Genomic DNA, 8,737 nt, shown 5'->3' on the forward strand with positions numbered 1-8,737 from the left:
ACACCCCACACCCCACACCCTACACCCCACTACCCCAACCCACCAACCCCCACTTACCAATGACAGCCATAATCACGAAACCTGAACAATCAGGAGAATTATTGTTAAAATTGTCGCGAGAAACGGTTCCCACTATCGATAACGGTAAAATTCTCGAATTAAGAGAATCGGGAGCCAGTAAAGCTCAAGAATTAGCCATCCCGGGCAGAAAAGACGAAGAATGGCAATTCACCGATTTAAGTCAACTCTGGGCGATCGATTTTCGCGTCCCCCAAACCGTTACAATCGATAAAAATGCCCTAGCTACTTTTTTGCTGCCCGAAGCCAAAAACAGCCACCTAGTCTTCGTTAACGGCATTTATCAGCCTGAATTGTCCGATATCTCCGCTTTACCCCCCGGTGTCAGCGTCAGCAATCTCGCCAATGCACAAAAAGATGTTCTTGTCAACTATCTAGGCAAAGAAAAAACGCCCGAATTTTTTACCGCACTCAACCAAGCTGGCTTAAGCGATGTAGCAGTAATTCACGTCACCGCTAACACCGTCGTCACAACCCCGATACATCTCCTATTTATCACCGTTGTGGAGGAAATTCCCCGCTTTTATCAGCCCCATAGCCTAATCGTGGCGGAAACAGGAGCTAGTGTCAATATTATCGAGAATTACGGGGCTTTAGCCGAACATTGCTCCGATTTACCTGTAAATTACTCTTATTTTACCAACGCTGTCACAGAAATTTACCTCGAAGCCAACGCCGAGGTCATCCATACCAGAGTACAACGGGAATCGGGAGATGGTTTTCACATCGGACGCACGATAATTGAACAAGGGCGCGATAGCCGTTACACTCTCAACGAGATAAATCTAGGAGCTAAACTCTGCCGTCATAACCTCGATATCCTGCAAAAAGGAGAACAAACCGAGACAAATCTGCACGGATTAGCCATGATTACTGGACAACAAACCACCGATACCCACAGCGCCATCTATCTCAACCATCCCCACGGCATCACCAAGCAACTGCATAAATGTATCGTTGATGGTAGCGCTCACGCTATCTTTAATGGTAAAGTGTTTGTTCCCAAACCCGCCCAATTAACCAACGCCTCCCAGTTAAATCGGAATTTGTTAATTTCTAACAAGGCACGAGTCAACACCAAACCCGAATTACAAATTACCGCCGATAACGTCAAATGTTCCCACGGGGCAACCGTTAGCCAACTGGAAGCCGATGATTTATTCTATCTGCAAAGCCGGGGCTTAAGCACCGACACCGCCCGCAGTTTGTTAATTGATGCTTTCTCGGCCGAGATTTTAGCTAAAATTCCTCTAGAATCCCTCCGCCAAAGATTGGGGCAATGCGTCGCCTGTCGCAGTGTGGAATAACTCTACCGGGGTGGGTGTCAACCTGCCCAAAGTACCCCTCTGACTCCTGACTAAAATGACAATTATCCAAGAAAAAACCCTCGCCCAAAAAGTCCGCGCCGATTTCCCTATCCTCCATCAAACCGTACACGATAAACCCCTTATCTATCTCGATAGTGCCGCCACTTCCCAAAAACCCATTCAAGTATTAGAAACCCTGCGAAACTATTACGAAAAAGATAACGCTAATGTGCATCGGGGGGCGCATACTTTAAGTGTCCGGGCAACGGAAGCCTACGAAGGGGCCAGAGATAAGGTGGCTAGGTTTATTAATGCCGCTTCTCGTCAGGAAATTGTCTATACTCGCAACGCCACGGAAGCGATTAATTTAGTCGCCTACAGTTGGGCATTAAATACCCTGAAAGCAGGGGATGAAATTATTCTCTCGGTCATGGAACACCACAGTAATTTAATCCCCTGGCAAATTGTCTGCCAAAAGACGGGGGCGGTGATTAAATATGTGCCATTAACCAGCGACGAAAGCTTTGATTTAGAACAATATAAATCTTTGTTATCTGACAAAACTAAATTAGTTGCTGTCCTTCATGTTTCTAATACATTAGGCTGTATTAATCCCGTTGCCGAAATAGTCAGCCTTGCCCATCAAGTCGGGGCGAAAGTATTAATTGATGCCTGTCAAAGTGTCCCCCATTTAGCCATTGATGTGCAGTTCATAGATTGTGATTGGTTGGTGGCTAGTGGTCATAAAATGTGCGCCCCCACTGGTATTGGATTTTTGTACGGCAAAGAGGCGATTTTAGAGGCAATGCCGCCCTTTTTTGGTGGTGGCGAAATGATTGCGGAAGTCTATTTAGACCATTTTACCTGTGCCGAACTGCCCCACAAATTTGAAGCGGGAACCCCCGCTATTGGCGAAGCGATTGCTCTCGGCGCTGCGGTAGAATATTTAATGGGTTTAGGGATGGATAATATTCATGCCTACGAGGAAGAATTAACCGCCCATTTGTTCAAAAAATTAGGAGAAATTGAGGGTTTAAGAATTTACGGGCCGCCACCTAGTTTAACAGGCCAAGGTCGGGCTAGTTTAGCCGCCTTTAATGTGGAAGGGATTCATGCTAGTGATTTAGCCACTTTATTAGACCACGAAGGAATCGCTATTCGCTCCGGTCATCACTGTACCCAACCTCTACACCGCTTTTTTGATGCTTCCGGCAGCGCGCGGGCAAGTCTATATTTTTATAATACCCGCGAAGAAATCGATCGCTTTATTGTCGCTTTACAGGAAACTATTGATTTCTTTGCCAATTGTTTTTCTTAGGGGTATCTCTAGCCCTTTTCCTGTTCTTAAAGAGTGAAGGAAGTTACTTATAGCGTTTTTCAGTCTGCTGAGGTACAAAAGTTATGGGTTTTAGGCAAAAGGCAAGAGGCAGAAGGCAAAAGGGAAGAAAAATAGGTGTACCTCACTAGCTTAGGAAATGCTATATTATTATCAAGGAATTTGTCCAGAAACGGGCGAGTTATTGCGCTTGCCCCGCACTCTTTTGGCTGAAAAAATTGCCCAAGATTTGATGACAACTATCACCAATCCTCAAGGTAAAATGTATGGAATTTTGTTAGGAGAAAATGCTGCTGGCGAAATAGAAGTTTTAAAAGCTTTTTCTGGACAGGGAGAAGCTGCTGGCTGGGTTCCGTCCCTAGTGGGGAGAGAAAAAATTGTGCTGGAAGAAAAGCGAGTTTTGCAACTTTTAGAAACAATTAAACAGGAAATTATTACCCTACAATCAATTCCCGAACATAATTTATATCGACTCAATCAAGCAAATTTTGAGCGTAAAATACAAGCTTTACAGCAACAACATCAAAACCATAAACAGGAACGAGATAGGTTAAGAAATTTAGGAGATTTAAACCCAGAAGAATTAGAAAAATTAAATAATATCAGTCGTCAGGAAAAAAGAGAAAGAAAGCAATTAAAACAGGAACAAAAACAAGTTTTAAAACCCTTAATTGAGAAAATAAACTTAGCCAATCAGAGAATTATTGAACTTAAGCAACAGCGTAGGAACCTCTCCAAACAGTTACAGGAATTGCTGTATCAATCCTACTGTTTAAACAACTTTTCTGGACAATCTCTCTCCTTGGCTAAATTGATGGGCAGTAATTTGTTACCGACGGGAACAGGGGAATGTTGCGCCCCGAAATTATTAAATTATGCCGCCATGAAAGGATTAAAACCTGTCGCCATGGCCGAATTTTGGTGGGGAGAATCGAATCGAGATAGAAAACAGGGAGAATTTTATGGCGCTTGTCAAGAAAGATGTCAACCTCTCATGGGTTTTTTACTCTCTGGTTTACGTTCATCCCTAGAAATTATCTATGAAGACGAGGGAATAATTGCTATTAATAAACCCGCGGGATTATTATCGGTAGCAGGACGTTATCAAGATAGTCAAGATGCTGTGGTCAATCGTTTTCGTCGTCAGGGAAAAAATCTCATTCCCGTTCATCGTTTAGACCGAGAAACTTCGGGATTATTATTACTAGCTAAAAGTTTAGATATTTATCGTTGTTTATCCCAACAATTTCAACGGCGAGAAGTGGAGAAAATCTACGAAGCTATATTATCAGAAATTATTGAGCGAGAATCAGGCATAATTGACCTACCTCTCTGGGGAAATCCGCAAAATCGACCCTATCAAACTGTGGACTGGCAAAGGGGGAAAGCTAGTCAAACCTATTTTAAAGTTGTCGGTAAAGAAGGCAATTATTCTCGGCTAGAATTTATTCCCTACACGGGAAGAACCCATCAAATTCGTGTTCATAGTCAACAGGGATTAGGGATAGGAATTTTAGGCGATCGCTTGTACAATGGTAAGCAGTCCGACCGTTTACACCTACACGCTAAACAATTATCTTTTCGTCATCCTCAGACCGAAAATAAACTTGATCTCATCATTCCCACCCCCTTTTGAGAGCTATAATTGCTAACAGCCAAAAATTAGCTATAGTAACCCGAACTGGGGTTAAATAGGGTTTGCTGAATAAATCTAAAAACCTTGTTGGATAAGGTTTTTAGACTTTTTTTCCCTCAAAAAGTGCCGACCATTGGAGTGATTGGGGGGAAAATTCAGGTACTTTTTCCCTGAAAATTAGGTAGTTGACCACCTGAAAATCGATAAAACCCCACACCCCACACCCCACACCCCACACCCAGCCCCCAGGAAAAAATTTTTCAGCAAGCCCTATCTAATTGTTCTCGAAAAAAGTGAAACGGGATTTTCCGCTTATTCACCCGATGTAGTAGGGTGTGTACCAACAGGGGCGACTTTAGAAGAAACAACGGAGCAAATGCGATCGGCTTTGGCTTTGCATTTGGCAGATGTTGAAAATTGTCCCCAACCGCGAGGAATTGATGCCTATCTAGAAGCTTTGCGAGATTCGGAAGGAGAAACATTTTTTCTGACTCATATTCCACTGGATCAAGTCTTAATTAGGGTCTGCTGAAAAAGTTTGTTGGTGGGGTTAGGAGCCGGTAGTCAGGAGTCGGTCGTCAGTACTATATGCTTGAGAAAATACAGCAAAAAATCGCCATCATTAAGGAGATTGAATTTGTTGATTGAGACTTGCTTTGAGAGAAATCGACATAAAGATAATATAGTAATCTCAAAAGCTCCTTTTTTAGAAGTTTTTCAAGAAATTAAGCAAATTATCTGTATATTTAATCACTTAATCAGAAGCATTTACCTTTGAAATAGCAGTTTTTAAATAGGAAACCACCTCATTAATTGCTACTTCTGACGCTTTTTTACTGGCTCTTTCGACTAATTCCACCTTACCCGATTTGAGAGATTTACCCGTGACAATGCGATAGGGAATCCCAATTAAATCCGCATCTTTGAACTTAACTCCCGCACGTTCATTCCGGTCATCTAAAAGGGTTTCAATGCCGGCTTGATTTAACTCATTGTATAAACTTTCGGCGGTTTTTACCTGCTCGGCATCGGCTAAATTAGGAATAACCACAATCGCTTGATAGGGGGCAATAGCTACGGGCCAAATAATACCATCTTTATCGTAGGATTGTTCTACGGCTGCCTGGGCTAAACGCGATACTCCAATCCCATAACAACCCATACAAATGGGGGTAGATTCTCCCGCTTCATTAGTATAAAAAGCATTCATAGCTTGAGAATATTTATAGCCCAATTGGAAGATATGACCGACTTCAATTCCTCTAGCACTTTGCAAGGTTTGATTAGGATCATGAATAGCTCGATCGCCTACCTGGGCTTTGCGTAGATCGACGATTAATTCCGGTAAGATAAAATCTTGACCCCAATTGGCTCCCACTACATGAAACCCCGTTTCATTAGCACCGGTGATAAAGTTTTCTAAGTCTGTCACCGTGTTGTCTGCTATGCGTAAAAACTTAGGAGCTATATCGCTGGCTTTTTTGAGCAAATTATCTTCTAAGTCGGGAGCAATATAACCCAAAGGTAAAGGTTTAGTTGCCCATTTCTGTTGAGCGGCAGCATCGGGGATTTTTAAAGCCAAAATTGTTTTAGCATTGTAACGGCTCGCCTGTCTAACTAATTCATTTTGTAGTTTAACTTCATTAACCTCTTGATCGCCCCGAATGCTCACCAAAACTAAAACAGTTATGCCGCTATCATAAACCACTTCGTAGAGAACATTCTTGACGATAGCAGTGGCAGAACAATCGAGAAATTTAGCTAAACTTTCGATCGTGTTGGTGTTAGGAGTCTCTTTTTTAGCAAACTTTTTCAAGGGAGAAGCCACTTTATCTGCCGGCAAAGAAACGGCTTTTTCCATATTAGCCGCATACTTTTCATCGGCGGTAAATAAAACCTCATCTTCTCCAGCATCAGCTAAGACCATAAATTCTTGGGATGCGGAACCGCCAATCGCTCCAGAATCGGCTTCTACTGCCCGAAAAGCTAACCCACAACGGCGGAAAATATTGCGGTAAGCTATATCCATCGCTTGATAGGTTTTCTTTAAACATTCCTCGTCAAGATTGAAAGAATAGGCATCCTTCATAATAAATTCTCGTCCCCGCATTAAACCAAAACGAGGGCGAATTTCATCGCGAAATTTAGTTTGAATCTGATATAAATTAACTGGTAATTGTCGATAGGAACGAATTAAATCACGAGCGACGGCAGTAATTACTTCTTCGTGAGTCGGTCCTAATCCTAACTCCCGCTTTTGCCGGTCCGTCAGGGCAAACATAATCCCTTCTGCTTTTGTGTAGGTGTCCCAACGGCCTGATTCTTGCCAGAGTTCCGCCGGTTGCAGTTGGGGAAGTAAACATTCTTGGGCGCCGGCTTTGTTCATTTCTTCCCGGACTATCTGGGAGACTTTCTGTAAAACCCGCCACATCAGGGGTAAATAGGCGTAAATACCGCTGCCAATGCGACGAATGTAACCGGCACGCACCAAGCATTTATGACTGGGTATTTCCGCCTCGGCCGGGTCTTCCCGGAGGGTGACAAAAAGCTGTTGAGAGAGTCGCATCCTATCGATATCCTTTTGAACAGAAGACTTTCTATTATCTCATCAAAGGAGAGCGACTGCAATGATCAATTACTTGTGTTGACAAACAATAACAGCGATCAGTTTACCGATTCTCAGGTATTTCCCCTCACAACTTGAGACTGGTTGGAGACGCATTGAACTCTAGTTCCAATTGCCTAACTCCCTTGTTCTCTACTCTAGGAAATATGAGCGTTCAGGTCGATCGCTGTTACCGTCGTTATCGAGACAGAATGTAACTTTAACAGGGTTTACTCCTTTGTGAACTTGACCTTTATAACCTTGCCAGTCGATCTGTCAGGGAAGCTTTTTTCTTTAGCTTCAATTATTAATATAACATCGGATTGGGGCTAGAAATCTTTCTCTTAATCAAAGTTTACATTACTGGGATCAAGGAAAAGCCTCGATGTTTTGACGCTTAACCGACCATAACTCCCTTCTGTCAAAGTGGGTGAGGTAATACCCCCTAAATGGGGAGCATCTCACCTTTGTAACCCCTAAATCAGGTTTTATGTCAAGCTATTTTAAAAGCCTTGCTAGAAACCAGTTTTAGGGATAAGTATAATTACTCACTTGCATAAATGAGATGCTCCCCCTAAATGAAACTTAATAGCGCACCCTGCGGTTTCAGAGAAAGACCTTAACTTTGCTTAGGTTTGAGTGGATTGGCGAGCATCCAGACGGGAGTTTATTAGCTTGGGTAATAGCAATCCGGATTTCGCTTTGTAAGCGTCAAATTCAGGATAGCGGGAGAGGGAGCGGTCTTTTTTAAGCATATTGGGAATGAAGACCCCGGCGATGAATCCCCCCAAAATCAGAAAAGGGAGCCAATGTTGGGCTAACAGGGCAAAACTCAGATAAATTAAAATCTCTCCTAAATAGTTGGGATTGCGACTACGACTAAAGAAACCTTCGGTGATCAATCCTTCCCTATATTTAAGGGTAAAATACTTTTGGGCATCGCTACCGTAATGGAGAAATACCCCCATAATATTGATCGCTATGGCTGCGGATATTAAAGGAGCGGCGGCCGTGACCTTCCCGCTAACAATAATAAAAGGGGCAGCCCAATACAAACCGAGAACGATAAAGGTAAATATTCCCATAGCCAACGGTATTTCTTTTTCCCATTGTTGATCTGGATATAATCTATCCTTGATCAGCCACATCAGACCGTAAGTTCCGTGTAGGGCAAGGTATATCCAAGCGAGCGGGGTAAAATTATTATAAAAAGCCATTAAGCCCAATATAATTAGAAAAGTCAGAAATTTATGCCAATTAATCGCGTGTTTTATCTTCATTTTCTTCAAAGTAGAAATCAATCCTGTTGATCGAGTGCTAAACAATTATAACTACTAACGTTTCAATCCGGTCTTTGACATCGCTTGAGAATAAAAAAGAAAGGTCGGGGAAAGTTGTTAAAATCCATAATTACTGGCAGGGTATTGTCCTCTAATTTCCGAAAAGAGTCATTAATCGGCGAATAATCCTAGATCATCAGCACCAGCTTCCAATCTGGTCTGTCAGGTTAACGGCGATCGCAGTTTTGTCGCTTGGGTTAAGACACCGCACTACCTAAGACCAAAGACTGGCGCATTGTTAATAAACACACTTTCCTATCCAAAGTTGTACTTACAAATACAATTTAATAAAATCGGTTCTTCGGTTTGTCTTATGCAACGTACAGGATTATAAGGAATGAAACTCTTATAGAGAAAGACATTTGGCGATTTTTGTCAATTGTTTTTGATCTAGAGCGAACTAATCAATTAAGTCTCTTGCCAGATAAGGATTTA

The 8,737-nt window shown here is 42.4% G+C and carries 6 protein-coding genes and 1 pseudogene; 4 read left to right on the forward strand and 3 right to left on the reverse strand.

The window, feature by feature from the left end:
• Nucleotides 1–59: 59 nt before the first annotated feature.
• The 4 genes from sufD (at nucleotide 60) to O9332_RS27485 (ending at nucleotide 4,889) form a co-directional block, all read left to right on the forward strand.
• Nucleotides 60–1,385, forward strand: coding sequence for a Fe-S cluster assembly protein SufD (sufD, locus tag O9332_RS27470; RefSeq protein WP_288028197.1), 1,326 nt, complete (start codon nucleotides 60–62; stop codon nucleotides 1,383–1,385).
• A 55-nt stretch (nucleotides 1,386–1,440) separates the two neighbouring features.
• Nucleotides 1,441–2,703, forward strand: coding sequence for a SufS family cysteine desulfurase (locus O9332_RS27475; protein WP_288028192.1), 1,263 nt, complete (start codon nucleotides 1,441–1,443; stop codon nucleotides 2,701–2,703).
• Between the two features lie 157 nt (nucleotides 2,704–2,860).
• A complete protein-coding gene (locus tag O9332_RS27480; protein ID WP_288028194.1) occupies nucleotides 2,861–4,357 on the forward strand; it encodes an RluA family pseudouridine synthase in 1,497 nt (498 codons plus the stop codon).
• A gap of 277 nt (nucleotides 4,358–4,634) precedes the next feature.
• Nucleotides 4,635–4,889: a type II toxin-antitoxin system HicB family antitoxin gene (locus tag O9332_RS27485; protein WP_043998973.1), complete on the forward strand. Its 255-nt coding sequence runs from the start codon at nucleotides 4,635–4,637 to the stop codon at nucleotides 4,887–4,889.
• Nucleotides 4,890–5,111: 222 nt separating this feature from the next.
• Here O9332_RS27485 and O9332_RS27490 read toward each other — a convergent pair whose 3' ends face one another.
• The 3 genes and pseudogenes from O9332_RS27490 to O9332_RS27500 all read right to left on the reverse strand — a co-directional run.
• Entirely contained in the window at nucleotides 5,112–6,923 is a 1,812-nt protein-coding gene (locus tag O9332_RS27490; protein WP_002758218.1) for a proline--tRNA ligase, read from the reverse strand.
• Between the two features lie 668 nt (nucleotides 6,924–7,591).
• Entirely contained in the window at nucleotides 7,592–8,242 is a 651-nt protein-coding gene (locus O9332_RS27495) for a methyltransferase family protein (RefSeq protein WP_002758219.1), read from the reverse strand.
• 62 nt (nucleotides 8,243–8,304) lie between these two features.
• A pseudogene (locus O9332_RS27500) lies at nucleotides 8,305–8,430 on the reverse strand (DUF4334 domain-containing protein); the annotation flags it as partial.
• Between the last annotated feature and the right edge of the window lie 307 nt (nucleotides 8,431–8,737).

The organism is Microcystis sp. LE19-10.1B (assembly GCF_027530565.1).
Classification (GTDB): domain Bacteria; phylum Cyanobacteriota; class Cyanobacteriia; order Cyanobacteriales; family Microcystaceae; genus Microcystis; species Microcystis aeruginosa.